The following is a 16,353-nucleotide window of genomic DNA, read 5'->3' as shown; positions in this document are numbered from 1 at the left end:
AACGTGTTCTAAATCGCGAGAGTAGCACTCCGGCGGACGACCCGGTGGGCTCCCGTGTAGATGTTCATGGTCTCGCCTCGCACGAATCCGGCGAGGGTCAGCCCACTGTCGGCGGCCAGATCGACGGCCAGCGAACTGGGTGCGGACACCGCCGCCAGCATCGGGATACCGGCCATGACGGCCTTCTGCACCAGTTCGAAGGAGGCGCGGCCGGAGACGACCAGGACCACGTCACCGGCGGGCACCCGATTCTCGCGCAGCGCCCAGCCGATCACCTTGTCGACGGCGTTGTGCCGGCCCACATCCTCGCGAACCACCAGCGCCTCGCCGTCGACGGTGAACAGGCCCGCCGCGTGCAGGCCGCCGGTGGCGTCGAAAACAGCCTGGCGGGAACGTAGTTCGCCGGGCAACGCGGCCAGCACCGCGGCGTCCACCTCCGGACCGTCGGCGGGCAGCGGATACCGGCTGCGGGCGTGCACCTCCGCCAGCGCGGTCTTGCCGCACAGCCCGCACGCGCTGGTGGTCGTGAAGCTGCGCGCGACGATCGGTGTAGCCGTGCGCAACCGGATGTCGAGGACGTTGTAGGTGTTGCGCCCGTCGTCGTCGGTCCCCGCGCAGTAACGCGCCGACACGATATCGTCGGCGACGCCGATGATGTTCTCGCTCAACAGGAATCCGTGTGCGAGGTCGACATCGTTACCCGGGGTGCGCATGGTCACCGTCAGCGACTGCCCGTCGATGCGCAGCTCCAGCGGCTCCTCCACGGCCAGCGAATCCGGGCGGCGGATCTCCCCCGCCGGGGTGATCCGCACCATCCGGCGACGGGCGGTGACCCGGCTCATGACGCGAGGGTGTGGACGTGCGGCTCGAGCCGCACGGTGACGGCCTTCGACACCGGCGTGTTGGAGCGTTCGGCGACATGGTCCAGCGGGACCAGCGGATTGGTCTCCGGATAGTAGGCGGCGGCGTTGCCGCGCGGGGTCGGGTACCCGACGATCCGGAAGCCGGTCACCCGCCGGTCGTTGTCGTCCCATTCGGAGACGATGTCGACCAGATCGCCGTCGGCGAGACCGAGCGCGGTGATGTCCTCGGGGTTGACCAGAATCACCTTGCGGCCGTTGTGGATTCCGCGATACCGATCGTCCAGGCCGTAGATGGTGGTGTTGTACTGGTCGTGACTGCGCAGCGTCTGCAGGATCAGCCGGCCCGCCGGCACCGGCAGCCAGTGCAGTTCGATCGCCGCGAAATTCGCCTTCCCGGTGTCGGTCCGGAACTCCCGGGCGTCCCGGGGCGGATGCGGCAACTGGAAACCATTGTGCTGCCGCACCTTCACGTTGTAGTCGGCGCAACCGGGCACCACCCGGGCGATCGCGTCGCGGATCAGGTCGTAGTCGGTGCGGAACCGCTCCCAGGGCACCGGATGGTCCGGCCCCAGCAGTTCCCGCGCCAATTCGCAGACGATGGCGACCTCGCTGCGCAACTCGTCGCTCACCGGCGTCAACCGGCCGGTGGACAGATGCACCATCGACATCGAATCCTCCACCGACACCTGCTGCTTGCGGCCGTCGGGGGCGCGGTCGGCGTCGGTGCGGCCGAGGGTGGGCAGGATCAGGGCGGTGCGGCCGTGCACCACATGGCTGCGGTTCAGCTTGGTCGACACCTGCACCGTCAGCGCGCACCCGCGCAGCGCGGCCTCGGTGACCTCGGTGTCCGGGGTGGCGGAGACGAAATTGCCGCCCATCCCGACGAAGACCGACGCCCGCCCGTCCCGCATCGCGCGGATCGCGTCGACCGTATCGAATCCGTGCGCGCGCGGGCTGGTGATGCCGAATTCGGTGTCCAGGGCCGCCAGGAAGGATTCCGGCATCCGCTCCCAGATGCCCATCGTCCGGTCGCCCTGCACATTCGAATGCCCGCGCACCGGGCACACACCCGCGCCGGGCTTGCCGATCATGCCGCGCAGCAACAGCAGGTTGGTGGCCTCCTCGATGGTCGCCACGCCGTGCCGCTGCTGGGTGAGCCCCATCGCCCAGCAGATGATCGTCGACTTCGATTCCGCCAGCAGGCGCGCGGTCCGGTCCAACTGCTCCCGCGACAGTCCGGTGGCCTCCTCGACGACCGCGAGATCGACCGCGCGGCACTGCTTCTCGTACTCCGCGAAGCCCGCGGTGTGCGCGCCGACGAAGGCGTGGTCGACCACCGTGCCCGGCGCCCGGTCCTCGGCGTCGAACAGCAGCTTCGCCAGGCCCTGGAACAGGGCCATATCGCCGCCGAGGCGGATCTGCAGGAAGTCGTCGGCGATCGCGACGCCGGTGGTGAGACCCTTCACCGTCTGCGGATCCCGGAAGCCGAGCAGGCCCGTCTCCGGTAGCGGATTCACCGCGATCACCCGCGCGCCCGCCGCCTTGGCCTTCTGCAACGCCGACAGCATGCGGGGATGGTTGGTGCCCGGATTCTGCCCGGCCACCACGATCAGATCGGCCTGCTCGAAATCATCGATCGAGACCGACCCCTTGCCGATGCCGATCGAGCCGGTCAGCGCCGTCCCGGACGATTCGTGGCACATGTTCGAGCAGTCCGGCAGATTGTTGGTACCGAAGCTGCGCACCAGCAGCTGGTACAGGAAGGCCGTCTCGTTGGCGGTGCGCCCCGAGGTGTAGAACAGAGCCTCGTCGGGTGAATCCAGGCCACGCAACGTCGCCGCGATGGTCCGGTAGGCGTCGTCCCAGGAGATCGGCGTGTAGTGCGTATCGCCGGGGCGCAGCACCATCGGATGTGTCAAGCGTCCTTGCTGACCGAGCCAGAATCCGGACTTCTCGGACAGCTCCGCGATCGAGTGCCGGGCGAAGAACTCGGGGGTGACGGTGCGCAGTGTCGCTTCCTCGGCGACCGCCTTCGCTCCGTTCTCGCAGAATTCCGCCGGCCTGCGATGCCCGGTGGGCTCCGGCCAAGCACAGCCCGGGCAGTCGAACCCGTGCTGCTGGTTGACGCGGGTGAGCGTGCGCGCGGTCCGCACCACGCCCATCTCCTCGACAGCGCGCTCCAGCGCGACCGTCACCGCCGTCACCCCGGCGGCCTGCTGCTTCGGCGGGGTGACCGTGAGCTGGGCTTCATCGATGTCGCGGGTGGGCGCATTGCGATGCATGGTTCTATCGTCCTCCTACCGGAGCCCGTGCGAACAGCCGTCTCCCGACGAACGAGACTACGCCGGTCGATTCGAGTCGTCCCATGACCCGGTGTGCACACACAGTTGACCCGGTGCGCAACACCCGGTGTGCACAGCGATCCGCCCACCGGATGGGTCCGGTGGGCGGATGCGGAATGCGGAAGGAGCCGATCGGCCCTAGGCGGACTTCTCGCGGCGCTCCTGCGGCTGACGCTTGCGCGGCACGATGGTCGGCAGCACATTGTCGTTGACGGTGTCGGCGTCGACGACCACCTTCGCGACATCGTCACGACTGGGGATGTCGTACATCACCGGCAGCAGCACTTCCTCCATGATGGCGCGCAGGCCACGGGCGCCGGTGCCACGCAGGATCGCCTGATCCGCAACGGCTTCCAGGGCGTCGGTGGTGAACTCCAGATCCACGCCGTCCATTTCGAACAGCCGCACGTACTGCTTCACCAGTGCGTTCTTGGGCTCGGACAGGATGCGCACCAGCGATTCCTTGTCCAGGTTGGTGACCGACGCCACGACAGGGAGCCGGCCGATGAACTCGGGGATCAGGCCGAACTTGATCAGATCCTCGGGCATGACGTCGGCGAACCGGTCGCTGGTGTCGATATCGGCCTTCGAGCGCACCTCGGAGCCGAAACCGATGCCGCGCTTGCCGACCCGGTCCTGCACGATCCGCTCCAGCCCCGCGAACGCGCCCGCCACGATGAACAGCACGTTGGTGGTGTCGATCTGGATGAACTCCTGGTGCGGATGCTTGCGGCCGCCCTGCGGCGGCACGCTCGCCTGGGTGCCCTCCAGGATCTTCAGCAGCGCCTGCTGCACACCCTCACCGGACACATCGCGGGTGATCGACGGGTTCTCCGACTTGCGCGCAATCTTGTCGACCTCGTCGATGTAGATGATGCCGGTCTCGGCGCGCTTGACGTCGTAATCGGCGGCCTGGATCAGCTTCAGCAGGATGTTCTCCACATCCTCGCCGACGTAACCGGCCTCCGTGAGCGCGGTGGCGTCGGCGATGGCGAACGGCACGTTCAGCATCTTCGCCAGCGTCTGCGCGAGGTAGGTCTTACCGCAGCCGGTGGGGCCGAGCATCAGAATGTTCGATTTGGCCAATTCGACCGGTTCGCCACGATTGTCGCGACCCTTGTCTCCGGCCTGGATGCGCTTGTAGTGGTTGTAGACGGCCACGGCAAGCGTGCGCTTGGCGGAATCCTGCCCGATGACGTACTGCTCCAGGAAGTCGCGGATCTCCTGCGGCTTCGGCAGTTCGTCGAGCTTCACCTCACTGGACTCGGCCAGTTCCTCTTCGATGATCTCGTTGCACAGATCGATGCACTCGTCACAGATGTACACCCCCGGTCCCGCAATGAGCTTCTTGACCTGCTTCTGGCTCTTTCCGCAGAACGAGCACTTCAGCAGATCGCCGCCATCACCGATGCGCGCCATCTCGTGGGTCCCTACTTCCTTGTCCGCGTGCAACCGTCTGTCTCGGCTGCCGACAAGCCATCTGCGAACAACGCTACCCGCCGCACAACCATCAGTATCTCGCGCCGGCCGCATTTCGGCGCGGCCAGATGGGGGTGGGGCACAGGTCCGCCTTCGGCTCGAGTCGGCAACGATGAGCAAAGGTCCCTAGTGTGACCGTACCCGGAACGCGCGACCGAGGTCGACAACTTGAGCACGTTTCTCGTCACGGGAGTGTCCCGTTCCGTCACGCCTGCCACTTCTGCTCCGCGAAACCCCTCGCCGGCCGGGCGCCGGCGAGGGATCCGCCGGAATTCACTTCTTCTGAGCGCTGAGCTTCCGGTAGTCGAACACGGTGTCGATGATCCCGTAGTCCTTGGCCTCGTCGGCCGTCAGGATCTTGTCGCGGTCCGTGTCCTTGCGGATCGTCTCCGCATCTTTACCGGTGTGCCGGGCCAGGGTGGTCTCCATGAGCCGGCGCATGCGCTCGATCTCGGCGGCCTGGATCTCCAGGTCGGAAACCTGGCCCTGGATGCCGCCCTCCAGCGACGGCTGGTGGATGAGCACACGCGCGTTGGGCAGGCAAGCCCGCTTGCCGGGGGTACCGGCGGCCAGCAGCACGGCGGCGGCCGAGGCCGCCTGACCCAGGCACACCGTGGCCACGTCGGCCCGCACGTACTGCATGGTGTCGTAGATGGCCATCAGCGACGTGAACGAGCCGCCCGGCGAGTTGATGTACATGGTGATGTCACGGTCCGGATCCAGCGACTCCAGCACCAGCAACTGCGCCATGACGTCGTTGGCGGAGGCGTCGTCCACCTGCACGCCGAGGAAGATGATGCGCTCCTCGAACAGCTTGTTGTACGGGTTGGATTCCTTGACGCCGAAGCTCGAGTGCTCGATGAACGAGGGCAGGATGTATCGCGCCTGCGGGCTCGCCGGCGCGATGCCGGACAGGCCTGCGCGAGGATCGATGAGGGTCATCTTCGTCTCCAAAGTCGGTGTGGTTGAGCTCGATTCGCTACGCGGCGCAGGTCAGTTCGCACTGCCGTTGGTCGCCTGCCGGGCGTGGGTGATCACCTTGTCGATGAACCCGTACTCCAGCGCGTCCTTGGCGGTGAACCAGCGGTCGCGGTCGGCGTCCGTGGTGACCTGCTCCACCGACTTGCCGGTGTGCAGAGCCTGCAACTCGTTGAGCTCACGCTTGGTGTGCGCGAACTGCTCGGCCATGATCGCGATGTCCGCGGCCGAACCACCGATGCCGGCCGAGGGCTGGTGCATCATGATCCGGGTGTGCGGCAGGGCGTAACGCTTGCCCTTGGTGCCTGCGGTGAGCAGGAACTGCCCCATCGACGCGGCCAGGCCGATCGCGATCGTCGAGATGTCGCATTCGGCGAACTGCATGGTGTCGTAGATCGCCATACCCGCCGTCACCGAACCGCCCGGCGAGTTGATGTACAGCGAGATCTCACGCGACGGGTCCTCCGCGGCCAGCAGCAGGATCTGTGCGCAGAGCTTGTTGGCGATGTCGTCGTCGACCTGGGTGCCCAGGAAGATGATGCGGTCCCGCAGCAGGCGCTCGTACACCGAATCACTGAGGTTGAGACCAGCTGTTGCTGATGTCATGACCGGTCCTGCCTGATTGATTGTCACGGATACCTGCCCTCTCTCACCGGCTCGGTGCTCGCAAGCACAGCCTTTATCCCATTTGCGGTCTCCCAGGGGCATTTCGTGGCGACGCAAGCCGCTTCCTCCGTGCCCATCGCTCGACCATGTCCTTGTTCGCTGACACAAACCCTAACGAAGCAGGGCGGCACCGAACTCCCGGTACCGCCCCGCTTCGCTAACGGCGAACCTCGCCGGCGCTCGATCCGCGACCCACCGTCTCGTGACAATAGCGCCGCGAAGGCAATTCGCTACTCCGCACTCGCCTCGGCGGTCTCGGCGACCGCCTCGTCGTCGATGATCTCGACGGCCTCGTCGTCGGCGTCCAGGGCTCCGAACATCTCGGTGGTGTCGACCGCGTTGCCCTCGGCGTCGGTGACCGCCGCCTGGCCGACCACGGTGGCCAGCGCCTTGCCGCGGCGGACATCGGCGAAGATCGCTCCGAGTTGACCGGCCTGCTGCACCTGCTGCAGGAACTGTTCCGGCGACAGGCCGTAGCGCTGCGACTGGAACAGGATCCGCTCGGTCAGCTCCTGCTGGCCGACCTGGGTCTGCTCCGCCTCGGCGACGGCGTCCAGCAGCAACTGGGTCTTCACCGACTTCTCGGCGGCCTCCTTGGCATCCTTGTCGAACTCCTCGCGCGAGGAGCCCTCCGCGGCCAGCGCGGCGGCGAAGGCGGCCTCGTCGTGGTCGAAGCCGTGCACCGCGTCGTGGGTGACCGCGTCGATCTCGGCCTGCACGGCGCCCTCCGGCAGCGGCACCTCGGTCTGCTCCAGCAGCGCCCCGAGCACCTTGTCGCGGATCGAGCCGGCCTGCTCCACCTTCTTGACCTGCTCGACGCGGCCGCGCAGGTCGGTCTTCAGCTCGTCGATGGTGTCGAATTCGCTTGCCAGCTGCGCGAATTCGTCGTCGGCCTCCGGCAGCTCGCGCTCCTTGACCGTCTGCACCGTGACGGTGATGACGGCCTCCTTGCCGGCGTGCTCACCGGCGACCAGCGTGGAGGTGAACTCCTTCGACTCGCCGGCGGACGCGCCGATCACGGCCTCGTCCAGGCCCTCGATCAGCTGACCGGAACCGACCTCGTGGGACAGGCCGGTGGTGGCCGCCTCCTCGACCTCCTGGCCGTCGACGGTGGCCGAGAGATCGATGGAGATGAAATCGCCCTCGGCGACCGCGCGCTCGACGGTCTTCAGGGTGCCGAAGCGCTGCCGCAGCGACTGCAACTGCTGCTCGATGTCCTCGTCGCCGATGGTGATCGGGTCGACGGTGACCGCGATGCCGCTGTAGTCGGGCAGGGTGATCTCGGGGCGGACGTCGACCTCGGCGGTGAAGGCCAGTTCCGAGCCGTCCTCGATCTTGGTGATCTCGATCTCCGGGCGGCCGATGACCTTCACGTCGGCGGTCGAGACGGCCTCGCTGTAGCGGGCCGGCAGTGCGTCGTTGACGACCTGCTCGAGGATGGCGCCACGACCCAGCCGCGCCTCCAGCAGGCGCGCGGGCGCCTTACCCGGACGGAAGCCCGGGATGCGCACCTGCTTGGCCAGCGACTTGTAGGCCCGGTCGAAGTCCGGCTTCAGCTCCTCGAAGGGCACCTCGACGTTGATGCGGACCCGGGTCGGGCTCAGCTGCTCGACGGTGCTCTTCACGGACATGCTCCTTGTTCGTTGTACTTTTCCGTTTGACGTTCTGTGGGTCGGCCGACATCGTCCGGTCGGCGTCAGGGTCCCCCCGATCGCATCCGGACCAGATTAGTCGACCGGCAGGAATACCCCCGGCCGGGGGCCGACCAGCGCCCCGCACGCGACGATCAGCTGCCGACCTGGACGGCGTCGGTGACGAAGACCAGCGTCTCGTTCGGCTTCACCCCGTTGCCGCCGCGGCCGTAGCCCAGTTGCGGCGGCACGATCAGCAGCCGCCGGGTGCCCTGCTGGATTCCGGTCAGTCCCTGGTCCCAGCCCTTGATGACCATGCCCGCGCCGAGGGTCAGCGGGAACGGCTGGCCGCGATCGAAGGAGCTGTCCAGCTTCTGCTTGTCCGACCAGGTGACCAGCGAGTAGTTCATCAGCAGTTGCTGCCCCGCCGCGGCGCCCGGGCCGGTGCCGGTGACGAGGTCCTTGGTGACCAGATCGGTCGGCGGGTCGCAGTTGTCGGGCAGGGTGATCGTCGGCGCCACGCCGAAGCCGCCGCCGACCTTGATGTCGTCGGCGGTACAGGCGCGGCCGTGCGAGGCCTGCGATTGCGAGGCGGTTGCACCGGCGGCCGTGGTCGACGTGCTCGACGAATCGCCACTGCTGCCACATCCGGCGAGCACCGCCGTCGCGACCGCCACGGCCGCGGCCGATCCGATCCTGCCCATGACGCGCATTCGCGCACCTCCTCGCTGTCGTTGCACATGCGTCCGGCGACGCCGCTCGCCGCCGGGGCGAACCTACACGCACCGAGCCCGGACAGCCGCGCCGACCGGCCGCGGCGGATGTCCGCAAACCGCCAGTGGCACACAGTGAAACACTAGCTACCGCACAGCTGACAGCTGCCCTGACCTGCCGATTCGTGAACCTACTCAATAAGAATGAAACACATCCGCTTAACCCGCGTGAGAGGTATAGGCTCCGCACCACTCCCGCCACGAAACCGGTTGGGACGATGAGGATTGGACGTACATGGAGCTCCGCAGCAGCGCCGCGGTGGCCCCCGCAACGCGGCCGGCCGTACCGTCACACCACGGCAGTACCACCTCCTTCGCGCTGCGGTTCACCGGCTACCTGTACGCCGTGGGGCTGCGCGACGCGCTCGCCGACCTGCTCGCCCGGCATGAGGTGCTGCGCCCGGCGCGACCGGCCGGCGCGGATCCGGCCTCCGGCGCGCAGGTGGAGCCCACCCTGGTACCGCACCCGATCACCACCGCCGAATCACCTGCCGCGATAACGGAATTCCTCGACGGCGAGCTCTCCGGCCCGATCGCGGCCCGGTCGTTCCGCCTGCTCGGCGACCCGGCCGACCTCGACGCGCTCCCCGAGCACGTGCTGGTGCTGGCGCTGCACCGGCGGGCCGCCTATCGCCTGCCGCCGCCACAGCTGGCCCGCGACCTGATGACCGCCTACGCGAGCCGCCGCCGCAACCTGCCGCCGAACTGGGCGGTGCGGCGCCTCGACGGCCACCTGCACGTACACGAACTGCACTCCGTCCAGCTCTACCAGCCCGCACCCGCCGTGTTCGACTATCTGGCCCCGCTCGGCGCGGCGGTCTGATCGGCGAGTCCCGGCGCGACGAGGGCCTTCTCCCCTCTGGGCCCCACAGAATTTCGGGCAACGGGTGCGACAACCGGAAATAGCTTGCCGTGCTCACCCGTCACGGGTGACGATCACGACATGCTGTTGACCATCACCTGCACGCGACCGGACGATGCCACCTGGGCGGCAACGGATCTCGGCTATCTGCTGCACAAACATCCCGATCGGGCGCAGGTGTTCGAACAGTCCTACGGCACCGCGCACGTCCTCTATCCCGAGGCGACCGAGCAGCGTTGCACCGCCGCGCTGCTGCTGGAGATCGATCCGATCCGGCTGGTGCGCGGAAAATCGCGCGGCACACCGGAATTCAGTCTGGGCCAGTATGTGAACGACCGCCCCTACGCCGCCTCCTCGCTGTTGGCGGTGGCGATCTCCACGGTGTTCTCCAGCGCCCTGCACGGCCGCTGCGCCCACCGCCCGGAGTTGCCGGAGGTGGCCCTGCCGCTGCACATCGACCTGCCCGCGGTCCCGTGCAAGGGCGGACCGGACCGCGCCGAGCGGATGTTCGCCCCGCTGGGCTGGTCCGTCACCGCCACCGCCGTGCCCCTGGACCCGGTCTTCCCGGAGTGGGGCGACTCGCACTACGTGCACGTGGAGCTGACCGGCACGCTGCGCCTCGCCGACGCACTGACCCACCTGTACGTGCTGCTGCCCGTCCTGGACGGCGGCAAGCACTACTGGCTCGCCGCCGACGAGATCGACAAACTGCTGCGCGCGGGGGCGAACTGGCTATCGGCCCACCCCGAACGCGACTGGATCACCCGCCGCTACCTGGCCCGCCGCCAATCCCTGGTGCGTACGGCCCTGGCCCGGCTGGCCGAAATCGACGATGCCGCACCGGAGGAACTGGATGCGGTCGACGATGCCGACCTGCTCGACGACGGCACGCCGGCCGACAACCCGGCCGCCACACCCGGGCCGGATCGTGGCCACCCCGGCGCCACCGCGGAGCCGATCCGGGCTCCCTCGGCCGGGGCTTCTCCCGCGTCGGCACCGTACGGTGGTGCGGCCGCGAACAGTCCGGCCGAGCCACAGGCGTCGCTGGCGGTGCTGCGCCGCCGCGCGGTCCTGGCCGCGCTGCGGGCCGCGGGGGCGCGGCGGGTGCTGGACCTCGGCTGCGGCGAGGGAGTGCTGATCCGAGACCTGGTGACCGACAAGATGTTCGAAGAGATCCTGGGGGTGGATGTGTCGACACGGGCACTACAGATCGCGCGGCGTCGACTGGAACGACTGCCGAGCGCGGCGGCACGGCGGGTCGAACTGCGCCAGGGTGCGCTGACCTACACCGATGCCGCGCTACGGGGCTACGACGCCGCGGTACTGATGGAGGTCGTCGAGCACGTGGACCCCCCGCGGCTGCCCGCGCTCGCCCATTCGGTGTTCGGCGCGGCCAAGCCCGCGACCGTGGTGGTCACCACGCCCAACGGTGAATACAACACGCTCTACGACGGTCTGCCCGCCGGCCGGTTCCGGCACTCGGATCACCGATTCGAGTGGAGCCGGGCCGAATTCACCGACTGGGCGACGCAGGTCGGCGAGAACTACGGCTACGCCGTGCGATTCGAGTCCGTCGGCCCGGCCGATCCGGCGCTGGGTTCGCCGACCCAGCTCGCGGTGTTCCGCACGGTCTCGCCCGGCGAGGCCGTGGTGGCCGGAGCGGGGGCGGCACGATGACCAGCCTGAGCATCCCCGAGTTGTGCCTGGTCGCTCTGGTCGGCAGCACCGGATCGGGCAAATCCACATTCGCGCGCAAGCATTTCCGGCCGACGGCGATCCTCTCGTCGGACACCTGCCGGGGCATCGTCAGCGACGACGAGAACGATCAGTCGGCGACCGGCGAGGCGTTCACGCTGTTGCACCACATCGCCGGGGTGCGGCTGCGGCGCGGTCTGCGTACCGTCGTCGACGCCACCAACGTCCAGGCCAGGGCCCGCGCGGAACTGGTCCGGGTGGCACGCGACCACGACGTGTTGCCGGTCGCCATCGTGCTCGACGTGCCGGAGCGAGTGTGCCTGGAGCGCAACGCACTCCGGCCCGACCGCAACCATCTCGCCGACCACGTCGTCGCACGACAGCAGCGCGAACTGCACCGCAGCCTGCGCGCCCTGGAGCGGGAGGGCTTCCGCCGGGTGTATGTACTGCGCGGAGTCGAGGAGATCGACGCCGCCACCATCACCGACGAGAAGGCGTGGACCGACAAGCGCGAGCTGACCGGCCCGTTCGACGTGATCGGCGATGTGCACGGCTGCCGCGCCGAACTGGAGGAGCTGCTGGACACGCTGGGGTATCGGTTGCACCGCGACGAGGCGGGCCGGCCCGACGACGCGCGGCACCCCGACGGTCGTACGGCGGTCTTCGTCGGCGACCTGGTCGACCGCGGCCCCGACACGCCGGGCGTGCTGCGCCTGGTGATGGGCATGGTCGCCGCCGGAAATGCGCTGTGCGTCACCGGAAACCACGAGAACAAGCTGGTGCGGGCGATGGACGGCCGCAAGGTCACCGTCTCCCACGGGCTGGCGGAATCGCTGGCGCAGCTGGGCGAGGAGACCGGCGAATTCCGCAGCACCGTGCGGGATTTCTGCCATGACCTGCTCAGTCACTACGTGCTCGACGGTGGCAATCTGGTGGTCGCCCACGCCGGGCTGAAGCAGGAGTACCACGGCCGCGCCTCCGGCCGGGTGCGCTCGTTCGCGATGTACGGCGAAACCACCGGGGAGACGGACGAATACGGGCTGCCGGTCCGCGCGCCGTGGGCCGAGGAGTACCGCAGCCGGGCCACGGTCCTCTACGGGCACACCCCGGTGGCCGACCTGCACTGGGTGAACAACACCCTCTGCCTGGACACCGGCGTGGTCTTCGGCGGGCGTCTGACGGCGCTGCGGTATCCGGAGCGCGAGCCGGTCTCCGTCCCGGCGCGGCAGGTCTGGTACGAGCCGGTGCGGCCGCTGGCGTCCCTCGGCGTCGACGGCACCCGGCACGGCGATCCGGGCGTACTCGATCTCGACGATGTGATCGGCCGGCGGGTGGTGGAGACCAAGCACCTGGGCCGGGTCGGTGTGCAGGAGGAGAACGCAAGCGCTGCCCTCGAGGTGATGAGCCGGTTCGCCGTCGATCCGCGCTGGCTGGTCTACCTGCCGCCGACCATGTCGCCCTGTGCGACCGCGAGTTCCGTTGAGCTGCTGGAACATCCGGCCCAGTCCTTCGACTACTTCCGGTCCGAGGGCGTGTCGGCGGTGGTGTGCGAGGAGAAGCACATGGGCTCCCGCGCCGTCGTCGTGCTCACCCGCACCCCGGAGACCGCCCGCGACCGCTTCGGCGTCACCGACGGGAGCACCGGCGCCGTCTACACCCGCACCGGCCGCCCGTTCTTCGATCGCCCGGCGCTGACCGAGGCCCTCCTGGCCCGGGTGCGGACCGCTGCCGAGAAGTCCGGCCTGTTCGACGCGCTGGGAACCGCCTGGCTGGTCCTGGACGCCGAACTACTGCCCTGGTCGGCGAAGGCCACGGGACTGCTGCGCGATCAGTACGCGGCAGTCGGCGCGGCCGCCCGCACCGCGCTCACAGCGGCCGACACGATCCTGACCGCGGCCGCCGCCCGCGGCGTGGACGTCGCCGAACTCGCCGGCCGCACCGCGATCCGGCGGGCCGACGCCGACGCCTTCACGATCGCGTACGGACGCTACTGCTGGCCTGTCGACGGCCTGGAGGGCGTACGCCTGGCCCCGTTCCAGATCCTGGCCGCCGAGGGCGTCAACCACGCCGTCCGCGACCACCTCTGGCATCTGGACCAGGTGGACACCCTGGCCGCCGCCGATCCGGATCTGTTCACCGAGACCGCACGCGTGGTGGTCGACGTGTCCGATTCCGGCAGCGAGGCGGCCGCCACCGCCTGGTGGACCGACCTCACCGCCGCCGGCGGCGAAGGCATGGTGGTCAAGCCGGTGGAATCCCTGGTCCACGGAACCGCCACGCGCAGTGCCCGACTGGTCCAGCCCGGGGTGAAATGCCGTGGCCCGGAATACCTCCGGATCATCTACGGCCCGGAGTACCAGCACCCCGCCAATCTGAGTCGACTACGCACCCGCGGCCTGGGCCGCAAACGCTCGCTGGCACTGCGTGAATACGCCCTGGGCCTGGAAGCCCTGGACCGCCTGGTCGCGGGCGACCCGCTGTGGCGCATCCACGAGGCGGTCTTCGCGATCCTGGCCCTGGAATCCGAACCGATCGACCCCCGCCTCTGACGGCGTCGCGCCGATCCCGAACCGGGATCGGCGCGACACACCGGAGAGGCAGCGGTGCGATCTGCCGAGAATCGTTCGGCTATCCGGCGATTCGTGGCGAGGTGAGGTCGTAGACCAGCTTGTCGCCCACGACGGTGGACCCGTAGTGGTCCTTGACCCACTGGGTGATCTTCGAGGCAGTCGAGTCCTTGTTGCGGCCGGGTCCGCCGCCACCCGGCCCATCGGTATCGGTCACGAAGTAGTGGATTCGGCCCTGCGCCACGTACTTCTCGAACTGCTCCAGCGTCGGCGACGGATCGCCACCACCGAAGCCGCCGATCGGCATCACCGACTGCCCACTGTCCAACTGGAGGTCCGCTTGACTCATCGAACCGATAGTCGCAGCCGCCCAGGTGTATCCAGCGCCGCTGTCACGAATCATCGCCACCAGCGCCTTGTCCGGGCCACCGCTCCATCCGCGCCGCGGGCCTCCCGACCGATCGGCCGCCTTACCCGCATCACCGGGCTGCGGCGCGGCATCACCGGCGCCACCCGGCACTGCCGGACCGCCGGACGCATCCGGCCCGGCTGTGCCCGCGAGGCCGCCCTGACCACCATCGGTTCCGGGAGCAGCCGGGATCGGCTGATCACCGGGCACGCTCGACCCGTCCGGGAGGACCGGGCCGCCCGGAGCCACCCGGCCGCCGGGCATGCCCTCGTCACCATAGGCTCCTGGCCCGCTCGGATCACCGGGCACGTCTTGGCCGTTGTGGGCTCCCGGGCCGCCCGGATTGCCGACCGAGCCCTGGCCGCCGGAGCCGCTGGGCTCGTTCGGATTGCCGGAGCCTCCGGGTCCATCCTGATTGCCGGTTCCGCCCTGATTGCCGGGTCCACCCGTCGGCGGGCCGCCTGGGAAACCGTTGCCGGACTGTGGGCCGGCCAGGACGATCGGACCGGTGTGCGGGGTGCCGATCGTGTCGATCGAGTACGCCACCGGGGCCGCGAGCGTCGCCAGGGTCGCCGCGAGCGCGGAGCCGACGGCCAGGCGGCGCGGGTTCGGGACGAACAGTGCGACCGTCGCCACGAGGCCGACCGCCAGGATCACCCAGTGCAGCCACGGCACGAAAGCCGGTACGCGCGAGAGGAACACCACCGCGGTGGCGGTGGTCAGCGCGGTCGTGATCGCCAGCGCGATCCGCACCCAGAGCTTGTCGCGCTCACGCCACGCCAGCACCGCACCGAGCGCGACCGTGCCGGCCACGGCCGGGGCCAGCGCGACCGTGTAGTACTGGTGGAAGATCCCGCGCATGAAGCTGAACACCAGCCCGGTCACCAACGCCCAGATGCCCCACAGCAATACGGCAGAACGCTGGGCATCGGTACGAGGCGCGCGGCCGCGGAGGACGAGCCCGACCACGAACAGCACCAGGGCCGCCGGAATCAGCCAGGCGACCTGACCGCCGATCGACTCGCTGAACAGCCGCGGCAGTCCGGCATCGGATCCGAAGCCGAAGTGATGATTACCGCCACCGGGCGGCGGTCCGGGCATCCCCGGCATCCCGTCGTTGCCGACCCCGAGCCGATTCAGGCCGTTGTAGCCGAGGGCCAGCTCCATCGTCGAATTATGTTCCGAGCCACCGAAATACGGCCGAGAGTCGGCGGGCCACAGCTGTGCGATCAGCACCCACCAACCGGCGCCGGCGAGCAACGATACCGCCGCCGCCAGCAGTTGCAGCAGCCGCACACCCAATTTGGGCGGCCCCGCGATCAGATAGGTCAGCGCCAGCGCCGGCAGCACCAGCATCACCTGCAATTGCTTTGCCAGGAAGCCGAATCCGACCAGCAGCCCGCACAGCACCAGCCACCGCCAGCGGCCGTCGGCCAGCGCTCGGGTCATCGCCCACACCGCCGTCAGCATCAGGAACACCAGCGCGGCGTCCGGGTTGTCGAACCGGAACATCAGCGCCGCCACCGGCGTCACCGCCAGTGCCAGCCCGCCGAGCAGCCCGGCCGCGGGACCGGCGATACGCCGCAGCGACGCCCAGATCAGCGCGACCGAACCCATGCCCAGCAGCACCTGTGGCAGCAACATGCTCCACGAGTGCATGCCGAACAGACGCACCGAGATCTCCATCGGCCACAGCGAGGCCGGGGTCTTGTCGACGGTGATGGAGTTACCCCAGTCCGAGGACCCGAAGAAGAACGCCTTCCACGACTTCGCGCCGGACTGAACAGCCGCCGCGTAGAACGAGTTGGCCCAGCCGTTGCTGCCGAGGTTCCAGAAGTAGGCGACGGCGGTGCCGATCAGCAGTACCGCCAGGGCGGCGTACTCGCGGATCGACTTCCGCTGATCGGCGGATCGGTCCGGCTCCGGGGGCCCGGACGCGGGCCGGCTCGGGGCTATCGCGGTGTCGGTCATGTCCTCAGCCTGTCAGACCGTTCTCGGGCTCATCCTCCGACGAGACTGGGAGAACGCTGGGAGCCCGGCTCGGGGATTCGAGCCGGGCTCCGGGAGGGATCGGACGGGTGTGGCGGG

At 68.9% G+C, this 16,353-nt stretch carries 11 protein-coding genes; 3 read left to right on the top strand and 8 right to left on the bottom strand.

What is annotated here, in order from left to right:
• Window positions 1–8: 8 nt before the first annotated feature.
• The 7 genes from fdhD to LBW94_RS34225 form a co-directional block, all read right to left on the bottom strand.
• Window positions 9–842, bottom strand: a complete 834-nt coding sequence (gene fdhD / locus LBW94_RS34255; protein ID WP_225060574.1) for a formate dehydrogenase accessory sulfurtransferase FdhD — start codon at window positions 840–842, stop codon at window positions 9–11.
• Window positions 839–3,145 (bottom strand): FdhF/YdeP family oxidoreductase, encoded by a 2,307-nt coding sequence (locus LBW94_RS34250; protein ID WP_225060573.1) that lies wholly within the window; start codon window positions 3,143–3,145, stop codon window positions 839–841. The genes fdhD and LBW94_RS34250 overlap by 4 nt, the downstream gene beginning before the upstream one ends.
• Before the next feature lie 198 nt (window positions 3,146–3,343).
• Window positions 3,344–4,624 (bottom strand): ATP-dependent Clp protease ATP-binding subunit ClpX, encoded by a 1,281-nt coding sequence (gene clpX, locus LBW94_RS34245; RefSeq protein ID WP_225060572.1) that lies wholly within the window; start codon window positions 4,622–4,624, stop codon window positions 3,344–3,346.
• Between the two features lie 333 nt (window positions 4,625–4,957).
• Window positions 4,958–5,626: an ATP-dependent Clp protease proteolytic subunit gene (locus tag LBW94_RS34240; RefSeq protein WP_225060571.1), complete on the bottom strand. Its 669-nt coding sequence runs from the start codon at window positions 5,624–5,626 to the stop codon at window positions 4,958–4,960.
• Window positions 5,627–5,677: 51 nt separating this feature from the next.
• The gene (locus LBW94_RS34235; protein WP_266272928.1) at window positions 5,678–6,289 is read right to left on the bottom strand and encodes an ATP-dependent Clp protease proteolytic subunit; all 612 of its coding nucleotides are present in this window, start codon (window positions 6,287–6,289) and stop codon (window positions 5,678–5,680) included.
• A 269-nt stretch (window positions 6,290–6,558) separates the two neighbouring features.
• Window positions 6,559–7,953 carry a trigger factor gene (gene tig / locus LBW94_RS34230; RefSeq protein ID WP_416277009.1) on the bottom strand — a complete coding sequence of 465 codons (1,395 nt, stop codon included), beginning with the start codon at window positions 7,951–7,953 and terminating at the stop codon, window positions 6,559–6,561.
• Between the two features lie 161 nt (window positions 7,954–8,114).
• The gene (locus tag LBW94_RS34225) at window positions 8,115–8,672 is read right to left on the bottom strand and encodes an FKBP-type peptidyl-prolyl cis-trans isomerase (RefSeq protein WP_416277008.1); all 558 of its coding nucleotides are present in this window, start codon (window positions 8,670–8,672) and stop codon (window positions 8,115–8,117) included.
• 295 nt (window positions 8,673–8,967) lie between these two features.
• Between LBW94_RS34225 and LBW94_RS34220 the strand changes: the two genes are divergently transcribed.
• The 3 genes from LBW94_RS34220 to LBW94_RS34210 all read left to right on the top strand — a co-directional run bounded on the left by LBW94_RS34220 (window position 8,968) and on the right by LBW94_RS34210 (window position 13,838).
• Window positions 8,968–9,555, top strand: coding sequence for a hypothetical protein (locus LBW94_RS34220; protein ID WP_225060568.1), 588 nt, complete (start codon window positions 8,968–8,970; stop codon window positions 9,553–9,555).
• A gap of 120 nt (window positions 9,556–9,675) precedes the next feature.
• A complete protein-coding gene (locus LBW94_RS34215; RefSeq protein WP_225060567.1) occupies window positions 9,676–11,271 on the top strand; it encodes a 3' terminal RNA ribose 2'-O-methyltransferase Hen1 in 1,596 nt (531 codons plus the stop codon).
• The gene (locus LBW94_RS34210; protein ID WP_266272835.1) at window positions 11,268–13,838 is read left to right on the top strand and encodes a polynucleotide kinase-phosphatase; all 2,571 of its coding nucleotides are present in this window, start codon (window positions 11,268–11,270) and stop codon (window positions 13,836–13,838) included. Before LBW94_RS34215 ends, LBW94_RS34210 begins: the two co-directional genes overlap by 4 nt.
• A gap of 79 nt (window positions 13,839–13,917) precedes the next feature.
• Here LBW94_RS34210 and LBW94_RS34205 read toward each other — a convergent pair whose 3' ends face one another.
• A complete protein-coding gene (locus tag LBW94_RS34205) occupies window positions 13,918–16,236 on the bottom strand; it encodes a glycosyltransferase family 39 protein (RefSeq protein WP_225062744.1) in 2,319 nt (772 codons plus the stop codon).
• Between the last annotated feature and the right edge of the window lie 117 nt (window positions 16,237–16,353).

The organism is Nocardia sp. alder85J (genome assembly GCF_020176955.2).
Classification (GTDB): Bacteria; Actinomycetota; Actinomycetes; order Mycobacteriales; family Mycobacteriaceae; genus Nocardia.
The sequence above is the reverse complement of the archived record's forward strand: the minus strand, read 5'-3'. Positions and strand labels throughout refer to the sequence as shown.